The following is a 20,850-nucleotide window of genomic DNA, read 5'->3' on the forward strand; positions in this document are numbered from 1 at the left end:
TGGTGTAATTTGGATTTTTTTGGCTTATACTAAAAAATTAACGGTTATAATAAACTTGAGGGATTCATATGATTAAAGAACAAAGATACAAAGAGATTTTAAAAAAATTAGAAATAAATGAATTGCTTTCTTTAGAGTTTCTATCAACTGATTTAAATATTCCCTTAACTACTTTAAGAAGAGATCTTAAAGAACTAGAACAAAGACATAAAGTTATTAGAACACATGGAGGAGTACAACTTAATAAAAGTAATTTAATTGTTGAAGATTATTTAGATAATAAAATTAATTTAAATATTCAAGCTAAACAACAAATTGCTATTAAAGCTCTTAAAAAAATAAAACCTAAAACTTGTATTTTTTTAGATTCAGGTTCAACAACTTATTATTTAGCAAAAATTTTAGATCCTAATTTAGATTTAAAAATTGTTACTAATTCAATTTTAAATGTTCAAGAATTAAGTAAAAATAATCATCAAAATATTTATTTATTAGGTGGAAAATATCAAGTTATTACTAGTTCTATTTTAGGTTATCAAGCAGTTAATGATTTGAAAAACTATGCTTTTGATTTAAGTTTTATTGGCATTAATGCAGTTGATGATCAAAACAATATTTATACAACTAGTGATGATCATGCTCAACTAAAAATTCAAGTAATTAAGAACTCAAATAAAAGCTATGGGTTAGTTGATCAATCTAAAAAACATTCTAAATCATTTTATAAATTTGCTACAAATTTAGAATTAGAGCTAATTGAAGATTAATGATTTATACAATTACTTTAAACCCTGCTATTGATTGTGTAATTGAAACTAATGAAATAGATTTTAATAACACTAATTATTATACAAATAGTTATTCATTAATTGGTGGTAAGGGAATTAATGTAGCAATTATTTTAAATAATTTAAAAAATGATGTTATAAGTACAGGTTTTTTAGGTAAAAATAATGCCAATCAATTTTTAGATAAATTTTTAAAATTGAATTTAAAAAATCATTTCTTTTTATACAATGGTATAACTAGAACTAATTTTAAGATTAAAAATTTAAATACTTTTGATGAAATAGAGCTGAATGGTGTCGGTTGTGATCTTAAATCAAGTTATCTAAATAAGTTATTAAAATATCTTAAAGATAATTTAAAGGAAAATGATATTGTTATAGCTAGTGGAAGTGTTAATAAATCATTTAATGATAATGTTTATCAAATTATAGGTGATCTTGTTAATAAAAAACAAGCTTTATTCATTTTAGATACCTCTAAAAAATATCTTTTAGAAGGTCTAAAAGCAAAACCTTTTTTAATTAAACCAAACATTAGTGAATTATTTTCAGTTTTTAATGAACCTATTAGTTATGAATTTGATGAAATTTGTAAAAAAATAAAGCAACTACAAAATTTAGGTGCTAGAAATATTTTATTAAGTATGGCAAATAAAGGAAGCTATTATTTTTCAGAAAACAATGATATTTATAAAATAGGGGTTGGTCAAGGAAAACTAGTTAATTCAACTGGAGCTGGTGATTCAATGTTAGCTGGATTTGTTCACGGATTAAATCAACAATTAGATATTATAAAAACTTTAAAATATGCTGCTAGCTGCGGGTCAAGTACTGCTTTTAGTAAATGACTAGCAACAAAAAAAGAAATCAATAAACACTTAAAAGAAATTAAAGTTAAAAAAATAGAAAGGTAGTTATGCAAATAAAAGATTTATTTAATCAAAATACTTCTTTTTTTAAACAAGAATTTAAAACAAAAACACAAATAATTGACTTTTTAGTTTCAAAATTGTTAGAACAAAAAATTATTAGTAAAAAAACTGCAGTTTTAAATGCAATTAAAACAAGAGAAAAATTAGAATCAACTGCTATTGGTGATGGTATTGCTATTCCACATGCATTAAATGAAGCAGTACTAAAACCAACAGTTTGCTTTATGAGTTTAAAAACTCCAATAAAATGAAATAATAATGATAACCAATTAGTTGATTTAGTTTTTATGATAGTAACAAATGATCAAAATGGCAATGATCATATGGATGCAATTGCAGATCTTTCATCTAAATTCTTAGATTCTAGTGTTTTAAATAAATTAAGAGAAATTGAAAGTTTTATAGAACTAGTAGAAATTTTTGATGATAAAAAAGAATTAAAAGAAGAACAAATTAATAAAAATGAATTTTTTGATGTTGTTGGAATAACTGCTTGTCCTACAGGAATTGCTCATACATATTTAGCTAGTGATAAGTTAACTGAATATGCAAAAAGTTTAAATCTAAGCATTAAGATTGAAACACAAGGAAGAAGAGGAATTGAAAATAAGTTAACTGAACAAGATATTAAAAATGCTAAAGTAATTATTTTAGCTCATGATAAAGCAATTGAAGGAATGTCTAGATTTAATAATTGTAAAGTTATTGACACAAGCACAAAAGATGCAATTTACAATGGAAAAGAATTGATCTCTAACTTTGATAAACATCCTAAATTAAAAGAAATTAAAAATATTAAAGCTGATGATTCAACTATTGGGGAATTAAGTTTAAAAAAATTTAAAGACTTTAAGGGTAATTTGTTAGGTGGGGTTTCTAGAATGCTTCCTTTTGTTGTAGCTGGTGGAATTATTTTAGGAATTGGTTTTTTATTAGACTTTATTACTGGTAATGGTAATGCTAAAGGTGATTTTGGAACAGTTAACAAAGTTTCTGGTTGATTTGCAGCAGCTGGAAAAACTGCAATGATGATGATGGTTCCAATACTTGGTGGTTATATTGCTTATGCAATTGTAGGACCACAAGGATTAATGCCTGGTGTTGTAGCTGGATTATTAGCAGATAACACAGGTGGTTTTGCATATGGAACTATAGGATCTTGATCTGGATTATGAAAAAGAATTTTACCAGAACACTTACCAACTAGTTCAGGATTTATTGGTGCTATGGTTGGTGGTTATTTAACTGCTTTTATTGTTTTTGGTCTAACTGTAGGAATGCAAAAATTTAAAAAACCATTTCATGGTGTAAGAGACATAGTGTTTATTCCAATTTTATCTTTATTAGGAATTTCTTTAACTATGTTTGTGTTAAATATACCACTTGGTTATTTATTATATGGAATTCAATTGGGATTAACTTATATGGCTAAAAATAATTTACTAATTATTTTAGGAGCTATTATAGGGTTAATGATGTGTGTTGATATGGGTGGTCCTATTAATAAGATTGCTTATGTTTTAGGAACAGCTTCAGTAGCAGGTTCATTTGGAAAAGAAGCTATATTTACAAATGTTATGGCTGCTTCAATGGCTGGAGGAATGATTCCACCTCTAGGTATTGCTTTATGTACAGTTTTATTTAAAAAAGTTTGAACTTCAAAAGAAAGAGATGCTGCAAAAGCAAATTGATTAATGGGATCATTTTTTATAAGTGAAGGAGCTATTCCATTTATGATAACTGATCCAAAACATATCTCAGTTTCAGCTTTAAGTGGTGGATTTGCTACAGGTTTATTGGTTGGTGCATTTAAAATTACCCTACCAGCTCCACATGGAGGAATATTTATATTTCCTTTATTAAATTCAGAATTATTTACTAAACATAGTGTTGCTAAAGGTATGGGTATAGCTTTATTTATACTTGCTATTTTAATAGGAACACTTGTAATGACATTAATATTAGGATTTTGAAAAAAAGTAGATATTTCTAAAGGATATTTACAAATAGTTGAAACTTAAAAGATATTTAAAGCTATAAAAATATCTAGTCTAACTAAATTTAGATCAGTTTGATTATAATTAATATAACCAATTTAATATGTTATGTTATATCTGTTTTTATAAATTTTTATTGTTTTTTAGAAAACATAATTTATACTTTATCTTTTATAAATCAGCATATTTATGCTGATTTTTTATTTTTTTGTTATTTTTTGGTCATTCTTTTAAAAAAAAAATCTAAAACAATAGTGAAAACAGAAGGGAATGAATATAAAAGAATAAAGAATAAAAAGAATTTAATATTAATTGATTTTAAAATTAATTATTTTTTAGTGTTAAAACTAACTTCACATTAACTTTTATTATAGAAATTGTTAGTATCACAAATTAATTGTGTAGAACTATGACTTTATATAGACTTTGCTTAGTTAGTGTGCATAACAAACTTTGTTTAATGACTTTTTTAGGTTTTAAAAAATTAGATTTGTTAAATTTTGAACTTATAAGCTAATAGAAATAAAAAAAATGAAATTACCTATGTGCACTAATCCATTTGATAATTTTTGCTACAAATTTCTTAAAAGTTATTATAAATTTTCCAAATTTATTTATTTTTAAAAAAAATTAAAAAAACTATTGCATATTTTAGAAATTTATTATAAAAAGAAATTAGAAAATTTGGAAAGGAGAACGAGTTGAACAAATACTCAAATAAATACTTATTTGAACTTAGTTTAGAACAAAGAACTAAATTATTTTCAGAACTATTAAATCCAATTAATGCTTCTATAAAAAAAGCAATTCTAGAATTTCATCCATTGCCATTAGAATATCAAGATTTATTATTTTATGCTTGATTAACTTTTCAAGAAATATTAAACAAAAGTAAAGCAAAAAAGTTTAATGGAGAATTGTTATTAAAAGTTTTAGAAGCTATTAAATAAAAGTGTATAGAGGTTTGTGTAAAAAATATTAAAAACTATTATAAAAATCTAAATTTTAGTATTGCAACTTGTAGTCTTAGTTATAAAAAAACAAATAAAAGCACTATACTAAATAGCGAAAATAATTTAACAATACAAGAAATAGTAGACACATATTTTAAAAATTCAAATGAAAAATTGGCAAAACAAGTATTTGGAATGTATGAAAATATTTTTTCACAAAAAGAAATATGTGCAACACTTGATATATCAAAAAATAAATTTAATATAATCATAAAAAATACAATACGTGATTTACAAAAGGCCATTACATTATCTCTTAAGTAAATTAACTCAATTAATTGTAAACAAAATACATAATTATAATAATAATTTAGATTTCGCTTTTGTTAGTTTGAATTTAATTCAAAATAGCTTTATTTCTTTAATAACTACTTAAAAAATCATTTTAGACAATATTAAAATATAATATTCATTTTTCATCAGGAGTTAATATGGAACCTATTAAACATTTCCTAAATAAAGATTTATCTAAACTAAGTTTAGAAGAAAAGACAAATTTATTTGTTCTGTTATTACACCCTATTAATTTTGCTATAAAAAAAGTAATGTCTAAATTTCACTCATTACCCTTAGAACATTCTGATTTGCTAAGCTATGCATGAATAGCATTTGATAATCTTTTAAAAGTTTATCAGGTTAAAAAAATTAGAAAAAAGTTTGTTTGATCTGTTATTGATGCTGTTAGTTGAAAGTGTACTGATGTATGTACTAAATTATGAATAATAGACATAAGATTTTAAATATGAGTGTTTCTACTTCTAGTATTAAAAGAGAAATTATTGAAAATATAAAAGATGAAAATTATCAAAATAATGGTATGCCAATACAAGAAATAGTAGACACATATTTTAAAAATTCAAATGAAAAATTGGCAAAACAAGTATTTGAAATGTATTTAAATAATTACTCTAACAAAGAGATATGTATAAAACTTGATCTATCAAGAAACAAATTTAAAAAAATTTTGAAGACAACTATTGACGATTTAAGAAGTATTATTGAACCTTTACTTGATTAATTAAAATTTTTATAAAAAATTAGTTATATCAATATTTTATCCATTATTTGTTTATTTTTTAGCAATTATTACTTCATACCAAATATCAGTTTTTCCTGATATTTGGTTTTTTTGTATTGATTAAGCATTTTGAGAATTTCACCATAGGTGTTGGTTTCAAACAAGTCAGACTCTTGAAAGTAGAACAGATTTATTTCTTACGACTCCTTTTTACTTTAATTTTATTAATTTTCTGCTAAATAATATTAGATTATTTGTCTTTTACAAAGTATATTGTTTTTTTCAAAAACCTATGGCAGTCTCAACCCTATAGAAATGCTAAAAATTAATTCTTTTTTATGTCATAAAAAAGAATTGCTATAGCAATTCTTAATCATCGATACTTTCTAAAGGATATTGTTTTTTCAAATAAAATAATAACATTTGAATATCAGCGGGATTTACTCCAGTGATTCTTGAAGCTTGTCCAATATTTAAGGGTCTAATTTTTTCTAATTTATCTTTAGCTTCTGTTGCTAAATTATCAACTTTAGAATAGTTAATATTTAAAGGAATTTTTTTACGTTCTAGTTTAACCAATTTATCAACTAATTGACATTCTTTTTTAACATAACCTTCAAATCTAATTTCAATAACTATTGACTGCAATTGATTAGTTTTTAATCTTTGTAAACTTGGAATAAATTCAATTAACTCATTAATATCAACTGTTGGAATCTTAATAATCTCATAACCACTATATCCATGAGATAAATCAGCTTGTTTTTTATTTTTTAAATTGATTGCTAGTTGAGATTTTGGTGTAAATCTGATTTCTTTTAGTTCTTTGATAGCTTGCTCAATTTCTTTAACATAACTTAAGTATTCTTCTCATTCAGTATCGCTAATTAATCCTATCTCTTTTCCATATTGTTTTAATCTAGTCTCAGCATTATCATTTCTTAATAACAACCTATGTTCTGCTCTACTTGTTAGTAATCTATAAGGTTCTCAAACACCTTTATTGATTAAATCATCGATCATAACACCAATATAAGCTTCATCTCTTCTTAAAATAATTGGGTCTAATCCATCTATTTTTCTAGAAGCATTAATACCAGCTATTAACCCTTGTCCGGCAGCTTCTTCATATCCACTAGTTCCATTAATTTGTCCAGCAGTAAATAAATTTTTAACATCTTTTAATTCTAAACTAGGAGATAATTGCATTGGATCTATACAATCATATTCAATTGCATAAGCTCAATGTTTTACTCTAACATTCTCAAATCCAGGAAGTGACTTTAGCATCAATTCTTGAACTTCAATAGGCATTGAAGTTGAAAATCCTTGAACATATCAAGTGTCTCCATTTAAAGTTTCAGGTTCAATAAAAATTTGATGAGTATCTTTTTCTTTAAATCTAACAACTTTATCTTCAAAACTAGGACAATATCTTGGTCCAATTGATTCCACAGTTCCTGAATACATTGCAGATTTTTCTAAATTATCTTGAATTATTTTTTTAGTCTCTAAAGTTGAATGAATTAAATAACAAGGTTGTTGTTGTTCTATTGGAGTATATGTGTTTGTTGAAAAACTAAAAGCTAGTTTCATATCAGTTCCTGGTTCAATAGTAGCTCTACTTAGATCAACTGAATCTCTATAAACTCTAGCTGGAGTTCCGGTCTTGAATCTCATTAATTTAATTCCTAAATCAATTAATGATTTGCTTATTCCTTTAGTTGTTTTTTCATTATTAGGTCCGGACTCGTATCTATCAACGCCTTTTAAAATTTCTGATTTTAAATATGTTCCTGTTGTAATAATTACCACTTTAGCATTTAGAGTAATTTGATCCTCTAAATATATTCCTGTAACATTTTTACTATCATCATAAACTAAACCAGTACATGCTTTTGTAATTAAATCTAAGTTTTCTTGTTTTTTAATTACATTTCTCATATATTTAGAATATTCTTCCTTATCTGATTGTACTCTTAATGCCCATACACCAGGTCCTCTTGAAGAATTAAGTAATTTAGTTTGTAAAGCAGTGGCATCAGCAGCTTTCCCCATTTCTCCACCAAGTGCATCAATTTCTCTAACTACTATTCCCTTAGCAGGACCACCAACACTAGGATTACATGGCATTGTTGCAATTTTATCTTCATACAAATTAATTAAAGCCGTTTTTTTATTTAGTCTAGCGCTAGCTAAAGCTGCTTCAACTCCTGCATGACCTCCACCAACAACAATTACATCATAATTACTTTTCATACCAATCACCTTTTAGTCTATTTATTAATATTATATCTACAATTAGAATTTTAAGCATTTATATATTATTGCATAATTTATTATAACTTTACTAAATAAAAATAAAAAAGTTCAACTTTTAATGTTGAACTAATTTAACTTTTTTTAGCTTCCACCTTTTGAGTTTCCTGCATTTCTTTTTTTGATTTCTTTTCCTTTATTATTTTTTGTTTTTCTAGTTGTTGTTTGGATAAAATTGTTGAATCTTCACCAATCAAACCTTCTGATTTTGCAACAACTGTAGTAACAACAGCTCCTGAAATAACATTAACTCCAGTTCTTCCCATATCAAATAGTCCATCTAATGAGCCAACTATTGCATAAACTGGTGCAAATCATACACTTAAACCTAAGCCAGATAAAACACCTGAGGTAAGAACAGTTGCAGTTCCTGGAATCCCACTAATTCCTAAAGAAGCAATTAAAGTGATAAAGAAAGCTAAAATAAAGAATGTAAATAATCCCATACTGTGAAAACTAGCATTAGTTGCTCCAGTTCATAATAAACTAGTAATAACACCAGATTGAACTCCAGCACATCCCATTAATCCCATTGTTGTCGATAACGGAGCTATTGTTGAAACTGCTGAATCATCAATTTTAACTTCATCTTTTAATGTTTGGATACTCATTGGTAAAGTGGCGTTTGAAGATTGTGTTGCAAATCCTTGAACTAAAATTTTAAATGAAAGTTTTCATCAAGCAATAACATTAATTTTATTTATAAATAACAATAGTGTTAAGAATATTAATGAAATAGTTAATCCTAAATATCCTAATCCTAAAACTTTTCCAATTGTTGCTAGTGCTCCAATTGGTTTAGAAATAACTGATGAAGCAATCATTGACATAACTGCTAAAGGCATTATTTTCATAAATGTCATTAATATTGAGATCACAATGCTTCAAGCAACATCCATTCCTTTTCTAATCGCATCCATTTCAACAGGTTTTTTCTTAGACAAAATTTTTACAGAATTTCCGATTAATCCTGCAATTACCATTAATGGAATTACCATTGATCCAAGTCATGGTTGAATAAAATTATTTGGTAAATACTCTCAAGCTATTTTAGGTAAAGGTTGAGTTTCTTTTGGTGCATTTTTTACAATCGAATGATCTAAAGATAAACCTGATCCTGAACCAACTTTTATTAAATATCCTAATCAAAAAGTAATTACAAATGCAAATGCAGTATTTAATAATAATAAACCCACACCTTTTAATGAAATACGTCCAACATTTTTATTACCTTTTTTTGATGTAACTCTAAAAATTGCAATAAATACAACTGGAGCTGTTAATAATAAAATACCGTTAATAAAAATATTTTTTGCTAAAGATATTCATATATCTAGTTGATATACTCATAATCTAAAATCAGGGTTGGTTTTTTCTATTTTTTCACCATTATTTTTAATTTCTGTTGGTAAATTCTTATTTACTAGTCCATTTTGTGGAAATTTATAAATAGCTTGAATAATAATTCCAAATATTAAACCAATTGCTAATCCAATTAAAACTCTATAAATGAATTTAAATTTAAATTTTTTAAATGTAAACCATAAACCAATTTGAATTCCGATAAATATAATAATAGCAATAGCCGCTTGTCAACTTCCAATTGCTAAGAATTTATCTAATAAAACATTAGTCTTATCTTGCATTTTTTATGTATTTCTCCTATTAATTTTTAATAAGTTTTTCTAAAGCAATGTGAATAATATCTACAACTCTAGAAAATGGTGGTGAATATGGTAAATCAACTTGAGTTAATTCCTGATTAATTTCAATTTGATTTCAAATTAATGAAATTAAGAAATTAATTCTTAATACAGATAAATTAGATCCATACATTTGAGCACCAATTAATGTATTTGTTTTTTTATTTAAAATTAGTTTTAAAGCAAGCGGCATTGGGTTTGGATAATATGATGGATGATCAGCATCTTTAATAAAAATAGTTTTTATATCATATCCTAATTCTTTAGCTAGAGTTTCATTAATTCCAGTAGAAACCAATTCTGATTCAAATACTTTTAAAATCGCAGTTTGCAAAGTTCCAACAAATTCACTATTAACATTTAAAATATCATCAGCTACAACTTTAGCAAATTTTCTAGCAACTGTTGCTAGTGGAGTATAAGTAATTTGGTTAGTAATTTTATGATAAACAGTAGCACAATCACCACAAGATCATATATTTTTTAAATTTGTTCGTCCATGTTTATCAACAACAATAGCTCCATTACCTAGCATTTCTAATTTTGTATCTTTTAAAAACTCAGTTGCTGGTCTAAATCCAATAGCTAAAATTATTAAATCAACTTCAATTTCTTCATTTTGATCTAAAGTTAAACTTAATCTTTTATCTTTAGTTTGAGTTATTGATTTTAACCCATTTTCTTTAATAATTTCAACATTGTTTTTGATTAAGTTTTGCTCTAATAAATCAGTGATTTCTTGATCAAACACTCTTTGATTTAATCTACTAGTTTTTTCAATTAAAACTATTTCTTTATTAAAGTGTTCTAACATTTCACAACACTCTAAACCAATAAATCCTGAACCAATTACTACTACTTTTTTAATATTTTTATCTTTTAGTTTTTCTTTTAATTCAGTTGCATCTTCTAATCTTGTTAAAGTAAAAATATTTGGTAAATCAATTCCTTTAATTGGTGGAACTATAGGCTTTGCTCCTGTTGAGATTACTAATTTATCATAGTCTAACTCTAGTAATTGATCATTTTTTTCATATCAAACTTTTTGATTTTCAGCATCAATTTTTTTAACAACTGATTCACTATAAACTAAAATGTCTTGTTCTATGAATTGTTCTACAGTTCTTGCTAATAAATCAGTTGGTTTTAAAGATGGATTAGCTACAAAATAAGGTAAACCACAAGCTCCTAGTGAAACGTATTTTTCTTTTTGAATAACAATTATTTGAGCTTTTTTATTAACTTTTTTTAGTCTGCTTGCAACTGTCATTCCACTAGCTGCTCCACCTATAATTACAATTTTCATACTAACCTTTCTTATAAAAATTGAATTAAAATTATTAAATATAAAAATAAAAATTCTCTATTTTTGCACAAATTAAAATAAGAAAAAAACTAATTTTCTTATTAAAATAATTCTAAACTAAATATTTTTTATATTAATATTATTTATAAATAATAATTTAATCTATTTAAATTATATAATCAGAACTTAAATTATTAATTCTAAGAGAGAATAAATTTATGAAATCACAAAATAAAAATAAGGCATTAATTATAGTTGATTATCAATATGATTTTTGTGATCCTAATGGTAGTTTATATGTAAAAAACGCCTACACACTAAAATCTAAAATTGAAAAATTAGCAAAAGACTTAAAATCTCAAGGTTGAACAATTATTGCAACTAAAGATTTTCATCCAATTGATCATTGTTCTTTTAAAATTTGAAATAAACATTGTATACAAAATACTAAAGGTAGTGAACTTTATTTTGATCATAGTGATGTTGATTTAATTATTGAAAAAGGTGTTAATAAAGATATTGAAAGCTATAGCGGTTTTTTTGATGATGCTAATAACTCAAATGGGTTAGATGAGTATTTAAAATCAAAAAACATAGACACTTTAAAAATAGTTGGTGTTGCTACTGAAATTTGTGTAAAAGCTAATTATGATGATGCTATTAAATTAGGTTATGATGTTGAGGTTGATTTAGAATATTGTAAAGGTTTTACTGACTAGAATTCTATTATTTTTATCACTTAAATGCATTGATCAATTTTAATATTTTGCTATAAAATAAACTATAAATTAGGTTTTTTGTATCCTAATTTTTTAATTTTTTTAATATTTTTATGATTTTAGAATTTCATTTTATATAATAAAAAATGGAAAAAATTTATTTATTTTATAAAACAAAGTCCGGGTGGGAATAATGAAAAATAAACATATCAGTCTACTAGCAAAACTTGGAGTTTTATTTTCTGTTACATCACTTCCATTAGTTGTTGTTTCATGTAAAACTTCAAATTCTAATAACAATAAACCTGATAACAATAAACCTGATAACAATCAACAAAAAAAGAAATCAACAAAAAAAGAGCAAGTAAGTAAAATTGATATTTCAAGTTTTAAAAGTAATATTGAACCAAAAAATGAGTGACAAAAACAAGATGTTTTACAAGCATTACTAAAAATAAAAGGGCTAGATAAATTAACTGAAAATGATTTTGATTTTTTAATATTTAAGAAAGCTAATTTATTACATAATGGAGAATTAATAATTAAATCTAAAGACGATTCTAAAATTATAAAAGGTGAACTAAGTTTAGAAATTAAAAAACTAAATAAAGTTAAAAAAGTTGAAACAAAATATAATGATAATAAAACTGAAGTTTTAGTAATTGGTTATGATGAAGAGGGAAAAATTTCTAAGTTTGCTGAAACTGTTAAAAAAGTTCCTGAAAAATTACCAGAAGAAATTATTAGTCTACAGCGTGCTTTTTGAAAAAATAATTCTAATAAAATTGAAAATCTTGATAAATGAGACACATCTAATATAGTAAATATGTTAGCAATGTTTCAACATGCTAAAAACTTTAATCAAAATTTGTCAAATTGAAATACAGAAAATGTAACTAATATGAGTTATATGTTTAATGGTGCTCATAATTTTAATCAAAATATAACTAATTGAAATGTTTCAAATGTTAAAACTATGTGAAGTATGTTTGAAGATGCTAAAGAATTTGACCAAGATATTTCTAAATGAAATGTAAGCAATGTTGAAAACATGAAAAGTATGTTTATGAACGCATCAAAATTTAATAAGTCACTTTCAAATTGAAATCTAAAAAATATAAAAAAACTAGATCGTATGTTTTTTGGTGCTTCTGAATTTAATAGCGATATCTTCAAAGTAGAAAATAATCTAGTAACTGATATGAGTTATATGTTTTATCAAGCTAAAAAATTTAATAAGTCTTTAGATTGAGATGTATCAAAAGTAGTTGATATGAATAGTATGTTTAATGGTGCTCATAATTTTAATCAAAATATAGCTAATTGAAATGTTTCAAATGTTAAAACTATGAGAAGTATGTTTAGTGACACAAATTCATTTAATCAAGATTTATCAAAATGAAATACAGAAAATGTCACTGATATGGACCGTATGTTTCAAAATGCAATAAGTTTTAATAGAGATATTTCTAAATGAAATGTAAAAGATGTAAAATCATATCATAGCTTTAGTTGACACATAAAAAAGGAATATATACCTTCATTTGGGAAAAAATAATAAGTAGCCATTTTTAAATAATATAACAATAAACACAAGTCACAATTTTTAAAATATAATAAAAAATTTAATTTTTATATATTTCATTAAAAAATCATTTGTTCCAATAAATGAGTTTTTTATTAGAAATTTTTTGTAAAGAATTAAGAAACTAAATATTTAAATATACTAATTATGAAATGATATTATACAAGTAGAAATTAAGTTAAGAATTATGTTAGTACCAACAAGCAAAGAAAATAAACAGATTGTTTTTGATCTAAAAAATTCAAAGTGTCATTCTTCTTACTCTATTTATGTTTGTATTGGAATTTTGTTTATATTAGGATTGATGGCTTTAATATTTTCAACACCTTATAAAAATGATTTTAAGTTTTCTCAATTTTTTGAAAAAATAACAAATTATGAATTAGGTAAATGATGAGCAAGAGAAACAGAATTAATTGGAGATACTCAAGTACTTATTTATTATCTTGCATTATTTATGATAGCTATTGAATGCTTTTTTGCTTATAAAAAACAAAATAAAAATGTGCTCTTTATTAAACATTACTATTTAGTAAAAATAATTTATATATTAATTTTACTTATAACCATATCAACAGCTATTTTTTATGTTTATAAAGTTTATAACTTTGATAATGGATTTGGAAAATATGGTGATTTAGTATTTCAAGATACTATAATTTATCGACAAGTATTAACTGCACTTATTCTTATTTATCAAATTATTATCTTAAGTTTGTTTTTTTATACAATACATTTTAAATTAGCAAAAAGATCTGATATTTTAATTAATAAATATTTTAGTAAGTCTATTAAAATTTTAATTATAGGTCCTTTTTTATTAACTGTTGTTACTTTTATAAAAGGAATGAATTCTAGACCTTTTTACAGTTCTTTTTTTTGCAGAGCTCGTATTATTCTTTTCTTAAAAAGAAAAAATTTTTACAATAATTATGTTTTAAAAAGATAGTTAAAATAACAAAGTAAACAACAAGAAAAGACTGATATGTCCAGTCTTTTTAAAACAATATTTAGTTATCAATTTCAAAGAATTTATCATCAAATTTTTTGTTAAATTCTTGGATCATTTTTTCTAGTTCTTTATCAAATTTTTCAAGGTCTTTTAGATTATTTGAAATTGATTCATAGTGTTCAGCTAGTTTAGGGAAATCACTATTTGTAATTTGTCTAGTAATTCTTTTCTGTAATTCTAGTTGACTTATTTCAATCATACATTAAACTACTGATATTTTGAACCTTTTATACAGAAACATTAATACTATCAAGAATAATGCTTGATTTTTCTGTGGCTGTTAGTGCTGGTTTTTCGATAAGCTCAACTTACTTTTCTAATTCTTCTTTTTTACTTTGAATTTTTTTAATTAATTGTTCTATTTTTTTATTTTCAGCATTAAGATGAGCAACTTCACCAGTCAAGTTTTCTTTTGTCTTAGTTTTTTCTAATAATTTCGTTCTTAAATCTGATTGGTTTGTTTCAAGTTTTTGAATTTTTTTCTCAAGTTCTTGTTGTTTATTTTTTAACAAAGTTTGCTCTTGGTGCAATTTGTCTATTTTTTGATCATTTTCTAATTTTTGTTTTTCTAATAGACTATAGTTTTTATTATATTCAAGTGATTTTAATTCTTTTTCTAATTTAGAAAGTTCTTGTTGTTTATTAGATTTTATTTTTTCTAATTCATCAATTTTTACTCTAGAAGATTCAATATTACTTTTTAAAACTTGGACGTTTTCTTCTGGATGCTTATTTTCTTGTTTTAAGTCATCTATTTTTTTACTTTTGAGTCAAGTTCTTTTGTAATTGTTTCTAACTCTATATTTTCTTTTTTAATTGAATCAGACACTTCTGATATTCTTTGTTGGATTTGAGTTTGATGTACTGATGTAACAGAGTTTAAGGTTAATGGTCAAAAGCTATATTTATCACCAATCATTGATCTTTATAATGGTGAAATTGTCCATATTCAATTCAGACAAGTCCTAATTTAAACTTAACTAATTCTATGTTGAGAAAAGCACTTAGAAAAATTAAAAATACTAATGGTTTGATAGTTCATTCTGATCAAGGATTTCATTATCAACATATTAGCTGAGTTAAAACACTAGAAGAAAATAACATAACTCAAAGTATGTCTAGAAAAGGTAATTGTTTAGATAATGCTATAATAGAAAATTTTTTTGGTCTGTTAAAACAAGAAATTTATTATGGTGAAAAATACAATTCAATACAAGAATTAATTAGATCAATACACAAATATATTTATTGATTCAATAACATAAGAATAAAAGAAAAATTAAAAGGATTGTCTGCTGTACAATTCAGAAAACAATCCTGTTATGATATTGAAAATTTTTAGTCTGTGTTTATGGTAGCAGGGGGAATTTGCTAGTTTTAATTAAAAAAAATATGTATTTAATAGTTATTTATCATAATGTTCTAAACAGCACCTGTTTCAAAAATATATTGACATTATATATATATATATATATATATATAATGTGTCTTATAAAAAGATAAACAACCAATTGTAAAGGATATTATATGAAAAAATTATTAACAATATTAGGATCTGTTGGTTTAGTTGCAACAACTAGTGCTGCAGTAATTGCTTGTGGTGATAAAACTCCACAAAAAGCACCTGATACTAAGCCTAATGAACAACCTAGAAAAGAAGAAGATAAAGAAAAGTCTAAAAAAGATGAAGACGAAAAATCTATTGAGGATAAGAAAAAAGAAGAAGAAGCTTTTTCAAAAGTTGAAGGACAAAACATAGGTAATTTCTCACCAGACAGCAAAGGGTCTATTCCTCAAATAAATATCAAAAAGAAATTGGCTGAATTGTTAAATACTCACGAATCTAAACTAATAAATTTAGATGTAGATTATACAAAAAATACAGGAAAAGTAACTTTACCAGAATTTAATAATAAAACATTAAGTTTTTCATTTACTTCAATACTAGATTTAGGTGAATTTAATTTTAAAAACAAAGTTGTTTCTGTAGGAGAAATTAAAAAGAAAATTTCTGATTTATTAAAAATCGAATCACAATATATATATGAATTAGAAGTAGATTCAATTAAAAATTCAGGAACATTTAAATCATCTAAGCCATTTACTTTTAATGGTAAATTTGAATTTAAATTTACTATAAAAGAAGATGTAAAACCAGCAAAATAATAATAGAAAGTCCTATTATAAAAGTAGGTTAAAAGTTTCAATATTAAAAAAGGATTGCTTTATGAAATTTAGAAAACAATCCTTTTTTTAATTCTATTTTTAATTTTTTATTTATAAGTTTAGTTGTTTTACTTTTTTATTAATAACAAAATCTTGATTTTTAAAAATTTCTTATATCATAATGTATTATAAACTCAAAACAAATATTGTAAATGATTTTAGCTGTTATTATATGTTTACCCACCTTAAAAATATACTTGACATTATATATATATATATATATATATATAATGATTTTTGTTACATAAATATTTATGTATATAACTAAAAAAATGATTTTAAAGGAAATAATATGAAAAAATTACTAACATTATTAGGATCAGTTGGGTTAATTACAACAACTAGTGTTACTGCTATTGCATGTACTAAAAAAACACAAGAAATTAATTCTAATAAAAAAACTGGAAAAGAAATGATAAAGCCCGCTGAAAAGTCTAAAGAGGAAGAAGAAAAAACTAGAAGGGAAATCGAAAAAGAAGAAAAAGAAATGAGCAGCACATTTCCTAAACAAAATTTAGACTTAGGTGTTTTTCCAAAAAATGAAGATAAATATAATAGTGTTTCACAATCAGATATCAAAAAGAAATTGGCTAATGAGTTAGATATTAAAGAATATGAATTAACAGATTTAGAGGTTAATTATGATAATAATACAGGAACAGTTAAATCTCCAAAATTCTCTGGTACTATAAGCTTCAAATTCACAATAAAAGAACAAAATAAAAAATAATAATTCGTCAGTCTCTAACTCTTATTAAAAGATTTAGAGATTTTTTATTTACTTACCTTTACAATTACTAATTAATATTTCAATTTCTTTTGCTGTAGAACGTTTTTTTAAGCTTTTTTCTAATATTTAATATTTGTCTTTATTATATTAAAAACTTATTTTTTAAATATTTAATTTAGCTACATAATTTATGATTTTTTCTTCAAAAAAAGTAGTATTGTGTGGAGCTTTAGTTTGTGTTCTTATTCATAAAATAACTATATAATTTACAAATATTTTATTTAACAACAATTTATGTTGATCATAATCTTTATACAAATCTAAAAATACTTTTTCACACTCACTAGACATATTAGATGTTTCAATTAAATAAGCTAATTCAAAATGTTTATCTCCCATTGTTGCATATTCTCAATCAACAAAATAAATTTTATTTTCAGTTTGAATCATATTAAAAGGAAATAAATCATTATGTAAAGGAGTATTAAATTCCATATTATCTAAAATATCATCAATTAAACTAGCATATTTACTTATAACTTCAACACTAGTATTTAACTCACTCATTTTAGTTTTGTAATATTCAACTCTTTGTTTTAAATTATTATCTGGAAACTTTAAATTAGAACTATGTATTTGTTTAATTTGATTTGCTATTAAATTAATATTATTTAAATCAATTACAGGTTCAACTCCATCAATATATTCTCAAACTATTTCTTTTTGATTATCACTAATAAGTTTTGGAACAAAATCAAAGTTTTTTAAAAGCTCATAATTGATTTGATGATTAAAGTTATTATAGTTTTTAATCTGTAAAAAAGTGTTATTTATACGATAAGAAACATTAGTTCCACCTTTAGTTATTTTAATTTTCATTAGTATTCAATCTCTCAAATATTATTTATTAGATATTTTGCTTTATTTCTAATATTTTTATTATGTTCGTGTTTACAAATATAAGAGTTATCATAAAACATTTCAAACATAGAAAGATCATTATAATCATCACCAGCAACAATAATATCATCACTAGAAATGTTTAATTTTTCTTGTAAACCTTTAATCGCTTGACCTTTACTTACATTAAATGTATGAATTTCATTAAACAACTTATTATTAATACTATTAAAAGTGATGTTAACTTCTAATTTGTTTTTATTAATAAAGTTTTCAATTTGATCTCAAGTAGTTTGACTACATTCAATTTTTAAACATAATAAATCTTTATCGTATAAATAATCTAATGTTTTATTTAAATTTTCAAGACCAAAAAAGAATTTTTTTACATCAGTTGATCAATTTTTATGAAATAAAAATGATTCATTATCACTTGTAGCAAATACGATTACATCAATTTGATCAACTATAGTTTTTAAAAAATCTAATAACTGAATTTTAATATTTTTATCAATTGTTTTTTTATAAAAAACTTCACCTTGATTATCACAAATCAAAGCTCCAGTATTAACAATAAAATAGTCAGGTAATAAATTATATTCATCTAGTAAATGTTCTTTTAGTTGCTTATAAGGTCTACCTGTTGAAATAATTAACTTATTGTTTTTTTGAAATTCTTTGACAAAATCTAAATCTTTTTGATCAATTTTTAAACTATTTTTAACTTTTGAATTTCTTAAAGTATTATCAAAATCTGAAAATAAATATTTAGTCATATTTTTATACCTACAATATTATCATAATTTATTTATATTCTTTAAAATACAAAAAAAAGAGAGTTTCAACTCTCTTAAATTATTTTAAATTCATTTTTTCCATTTGACGCAAACGTCTTTGACGTTCTTGATTGCCAGCTTTTCTTTTCTTTTCATTATATAAATAAAAAGCATAAGTTTGAATAATTTGTAATACTGAAGAAAAAATTCAATAAATACATACTCCTGTTGCTACTGAAACAATAATGATAATAAACACAAACATCATTACAACTTGCATAATCAATTGTTTTTTTCTTGATTTTTTTTGTGCTTCAGTTAGAGTAATTGATTTTTGTTTTTTCATTTGTAGTAGTGTTGGTAATAACATTGAAATAGCTTGTAAAGGTAAGTAAATTGCAAGAATAATAATATAAATATAGTTTCCTGCTGTAATTTGTTGTCATGGTCCTTCGATTAAAGCAATTGGACCAACTGCTGCTATTTTCAAAGCTCTTGTTGATCTAACTATTGCATAAATTGCAAATAGGAAAGGAAGGGGAGCAAATGAACCAGCTAATGCAGAAAACTGTGACATATTTTCTTTTTTATATAAAGCTTGAATTTCTAATTGTTGTTTTTGTTTAGATTGCATATCTTTTTTATCTTTATATTTAGCTTGAATATCTGCAACCTTTAATTGAATATCTTGCATTTTTTCTTGGTTAATTTGTGATTTTCAACCAAATGATAATGTAATTCCTTTAATTAATAAAGTTGTTAAGAATATTGCAAAAATAGCTGAAATTCCATAACTTAATTGAGAAGATTTATCTAATAAGGGATTTAGTGTTCCAGAAAATAGTTTGATCATTCCAGCTAATATTCATGCTGTTGGATAAACAAAGAATCCATAGAATGGAGATTGAGTTAATTTAAATGTCTCTTTTCAAGAAGTAATAGCATTATAACCATATTCAAAAAAACTACCTTTATCATAAACAAAGTGATGAACTTTAGAACCTTGTTCACCTAAAGAGCTTAAAATAATTTCAAATGAAACTCCTGGTGTATAAACACTTTTACCTGTCATATCAACTATTTGATTAACACTATATTGAGCTTGATACATCTGCACACAGCCTCAAAGCATTGAAACTAAAATAAATAAAAATCCAAAAACTTTTAATCATTTAATAATTAGTTTAAAAATTTCTTTTTTAGTTTTTGGTGCTTTTTTGTTTTTTGAAGCGTTTAAATAACTCATAACTTTATCTGATTGTTTGTACAAAATAATCCCTCCTTTCTTTATTTAATTTCCTTTATTAACTTAACTAATGATTTAGATAATGTAGCATATTTTAGTTCTAAAACACTTTTTCTAACTAGAATAATGATATCTTTAGAAACAGTTCCAACTTCAGAAATGTTTTGTCTTAAAATCATTCTAATTTGTCTTTTTACTTTATTTCTAACTACAGCATTACCTATTTTTTTTCCAACACTAATACCATATTTTAAATATGATTGATCATTTTCTTTATAGTAAATAACAAAACAAAAATTTTTAATAGTTTTTTTATAATTAATTATTTCTTGAAATTCAAAATTTTTCTTAATTATTCTTTTGTTTTTCATATCCTATTAAGCAGATAATCTAACTCTACCTTTAGCTCTACGAGCTTTAATTACTTTTCTACCATTTTTAGTAGCCATTCTTGCTCTAAAACCATGAACACGTGCATGTTTTAGTTTTGATGGTTGTCAAGTTCTTTTCATATCACTTACCTCCTTTACAAAAAAATAAATAATTCACACCTAATTATATAATATTTTGTATTAAAAAT

20 protein-coding genes and 2 pseudogenes are annotated in these 20,850 nt (G+C 23.9%); 11 read left to right on the forward strand and 11 right to left on the reverse strand.

The window, feature by feature from the left end:
* Nucleotides 1-68 precede the first annotated feature (68 nt).
* The 5 genes and pseudogenes from MSB_RS04420 (at nt 69) to MSB_RS04440 (ending at nt 5,748) form a co-directional block, all read left to right on the forward strand.
* The gene (locus MSB_RS04420) at nt 69-767 is read left to right on the forward strand and encodes a DeoR/GlpR family DNA-binding transcription regulator (protein ID WP_013448134.1); all 699 of its coding nucleotides are present in this window, start codon (nt 69-71) and stop codon (nt 765-767) included.
* Nucleotides 767-1,702, forward strand: a complete 936-nt coding sequence (locus tag MSB_RS04425; RefSeq protein ID WP_013448135.1) for a 1-phosphofructokinase — start codon at nt 767-769, stop codon at nt 1,700-1,702. Before MSB_RS04420 ends, MSB_RS04425 begins: the two co-directional genes overlap by 1 nt.
* Nucleotides 1,703-1,704: 2 nt before the next feature.
* On the forward strand, nt 1,705-3,741 hold the full coding sequence (locus MSB_RS04430; RefSeq protein WP_013448136.1) for a PTS fructose transporter subunit IIABC: 2,037 nt from the start codon (nt 1,705-1,707) through the stop codon (nt 3,739-3,741).
* 677 nt (nt 3,742-4,418) lie between these two features.
* On the forward strand, nt 4,419-4,667 hold the full coding sequence (locus MSB_RS05325) for a hypothetical protein (RefSeq protein ID WP_013448137.1): 249 nt from the start codon (nt 4,419-4,421) through the stop codon (nt 4,665-4,667).
* 494 nt (nt 4,668-5,161) lie between these two features.
* Nucleotides 5,162-5,748 (forward strand): annotated as a pseudogene (locus MSB_RS04440) (sigma-70 family RNA polymerase sigma factor).
* Between the two features lie 369 nt (nt 5,749-6,117).
* Here MSB_RS04440 and mnmG read toward each other — a convergent pair.
* From mnmG to MSB_RS04455, 3 genes are all read right to left on the reverse strand, one after another.
* The gene (mnmG, locus tag MSB_RS04445) at nt 6,118-8,007 is read right to left on the reverse strand and encodes a tRNA uridine-5-carboxymethylaminomethyl(34) synthesis enzyme MnmG (RefSeq protein WP_013448140.1); all 1,890 of its coding nucleotides are present in this window, start codon (nt 8,005-8,007) and stop codon (nt 6,118-6,120) included.
* Between the two features lie 134 nt (nt 8,008-8,141).
* On the reverse strand, nt 8,142-9,713 hold the full coding sequence (locus MSB_RS04450) for a dicarboxylate/amino acid:cation symporter (RefSeq protein WP_013448141.1): 1,572 nt from the start codon (nt 9,711-9,713) through the stop codon (nt 8,142-8,144).
* 19 nt (nt 9,714-9,732) lie between these two features.
* Nucleotides 9,733-11,076, reverse strand: a complete 1,344-nt coding sequence (locus MSB_RS04455; RefSeq protein WP_013448142.1) for a CoA-disulfide reductase — start codon at nt 11,074-11,076, stop codon at nt 9,733-9,735.
* 218 nt (nt 11,077-11,294) lie between these two features.
* On the opposite strand from MSB_RS04455, the gene MSB_RS04460 reads away from it, so the two are divergent.
* The 3 genes from MSB_RS04460 (at nt 11,295) to MSB_RS04960 (ending at nt 14,329) form a co-directional block, all read left to right on the forward strand.
* Nucleotides 11,295-11,795, forward strand: a complete 501-nt coding sequence (locus MSB_RS04460) for an isochorismatase family protein (protein WP_013448143.1) — start codon at nt 11,295-11,297, stop codon at nt 11,793-11,795.
* 193 nt (nt 11,796-11,988) lie between these two features.
* A complete protein-coding gene (locus MSB_RS04465) occupies nt 11,989-13,353 on the forward strand; it encodes a BspA family leucine-rich repeat surface protein (protein WP_013448144.1) in 1,365 nt (454 codons plus the stop codon).
* A 214-nt stretch (nt 13,354-13,567) separates the two neighbouring features.
* Nucleotides 13,568-14,329 carry a hypothetical protein gene (locus tag MSB_RS04960; protein ID WP_013448145.1) on the forward strand — a complete coding sequence of 254 codons (762 nt, stop codon included), beginning with the start codon at nt 13,568-13,570 and terminating at the stop codon, nt 14,327-14,329.
* A gap of 61 nt (nt 14,330-14,390) precedes the next feature.
* Here the strand turns inward: MSB_RS04960 and MSB_RS04475 are convergent, their stop codons facing one another.
* The 3 genes from MSB_RS04475 to MSB_RS05015 all read right to left on the reverse strand — a co-directional run bounded on the left by MSB_RS04475 (nt 14,391) and on the right by MSB_RS05015 (nt 15,311).
* Nucleotides 14,391-14,591, reverse strand: coding sequence for a hypothetical protein (locus MSB_RS04475; protein ID WP_013448146.1), 201 nt, complete (start codon nt 14,589-14,591; stop codon nt 14,391-14,393).
* 109 nt (nt 14,592-14,700) lie between these two features.
* Entirely contained in the window at nt 14,701-14,904 is a 204-nt protein-coding gene (locus tag MSB_RS04480; protein WP_013448147.1) for a hypothetical protein, read from the reverse strand.
* A 239-nt stretch (nt 14,905-15,143) separates the two neighbouring features.
* Nucleotides 15,144-15,311: a hypothetical protein gene (locus MSB_RS05015; protein WP_013448148.1), complete on the reverse strand. Its 168-nt coding sequence runs from the start codon at nt 15,309-15,311 to the stop codon at nt 15,144-15,146.
* Between MSB_RS05015 and MSB_RS04860 the strand changes: the two are divergent.
* The 3 genes and pseudogenes from MSB_RS04860 to MSB_RS04495 form a co-directional block, all read left to right on the forward strand.
* A pseudogene (locus MSB_RS04860) lies at nt 15,247-15,734 on the forward strand (IS3 family transposase); the annotation flags it as partial. The gene MSB_RS05015 and the pseudogene MSB_RS04860 overlap by 65 nt on opposite strands.
* A gap of 185 nt (nt 15,735-15,919) precedes the next feature.
* Nucleotides 15,920-16,558 carry a lipoprotein gene (locus MSB_RS04490; RefSeq protein ID WP_013448150.1) on the forward strand — a complete coding sequence of 213 codons (639 nt, stop codon included), beginning with the start codon at nt 15,920-15,922 and terminating at the stop codon, nt 16,556-16,558.
* A 352-nt stretch (nt 16,559-16,910) separates the two neighbouring features.
* Nucleotides 16,911-17,348, forward strand: coding sequence for a lipoprotein (locus MSB_RS04495; RefSeq protein WP_013448151.1), 438 nt, complete (start codon nt 16,911-16,913; stop codon nt 17,346-17,348).
* A 162-nt stretch (nt 17,349-17,510) separates the two neighbouring features.
* On the opposite strand, the gene MSB_RS04500 is transcribed toward MSB_RS04495, so the two are convergent.
* From MSB_RS04500 to rpmH, 5 genes are all read right to left on the reverse strand, one after another.
* Nucleotides 17,511-18,227 (reverse strand): phosphotransferase, encoded by a 717-nt coding sequence (locus tag MSB_RS04500; protein ID WP_013448152.1) that lies wholly within the window; start codon nt 18,225-18,227, stop codon nt 17,511-17,513.
* Nucleotides 18,227-19,024, reverse strand: coding sequence for a Cof-type HAD-IIB family hydrolase (locus tag MSB_RS04505; RefSeq protein WP_013448153.1), 798 nt, complete (start codon nt 19,022-19,024; stop codon nt 18,227-18,229). Before MSB_RS04505 ends, MSB_RS04500 begins: the two co-directional genes overlap by 1 nt.
* A 79-nt stretch (nt 19,025-19,103) precedes the next feature.
* The gene (gene yidC / locus MSB_RS04510; RefSeq protein WP_013448154.1) at nt 19,104-20,294 is read right to left on the reverse strand and encodes a membrane protein insertase YidC; all 1,191 of its coding nucleotides are present in this window, start codon (nt 20,292-20,294) and stop codon (nt 19,104-19,106) included.
* Nucleotides 20,295-20,311: 17 nt separating this feature from the next.
* Nucleotides 20,312-20,641, reverse strand: a complete 330-nt coding sequence (rnpA, locus tag MSB_RS04515; protein ID WP_013448155.1) for a ribonuclease P protein component — start codon at nt 20,639-20,641, stop codon at nt 20,312-20,314.
* Between the two features lie 6 nt (nt 20,642-20,647).
* On the reverse strand, nt 20,648-20,782 hold the full coding sequence (gene rpmH, locus MSB_RS04520; protein WP_011387696.1) for a 50S ribosomal protein L34: 135 nt from the start codon (nt 20,780-20,782) through the stop codon (nt 20,648-20,650).
* Nucleotides 20,783-20,850: the final 68 nt, after the last annotated feature.

Source organism: Mycoplasma leachii PG50, from assembly GCF_000183365.1.
Classification (GTDB): Bacteria; Bacillota_I; Bacilli_A; order Mycoplasmatales; family Mycoplasmataceae; genus Mycoplasma; species Mycoplasma leachii.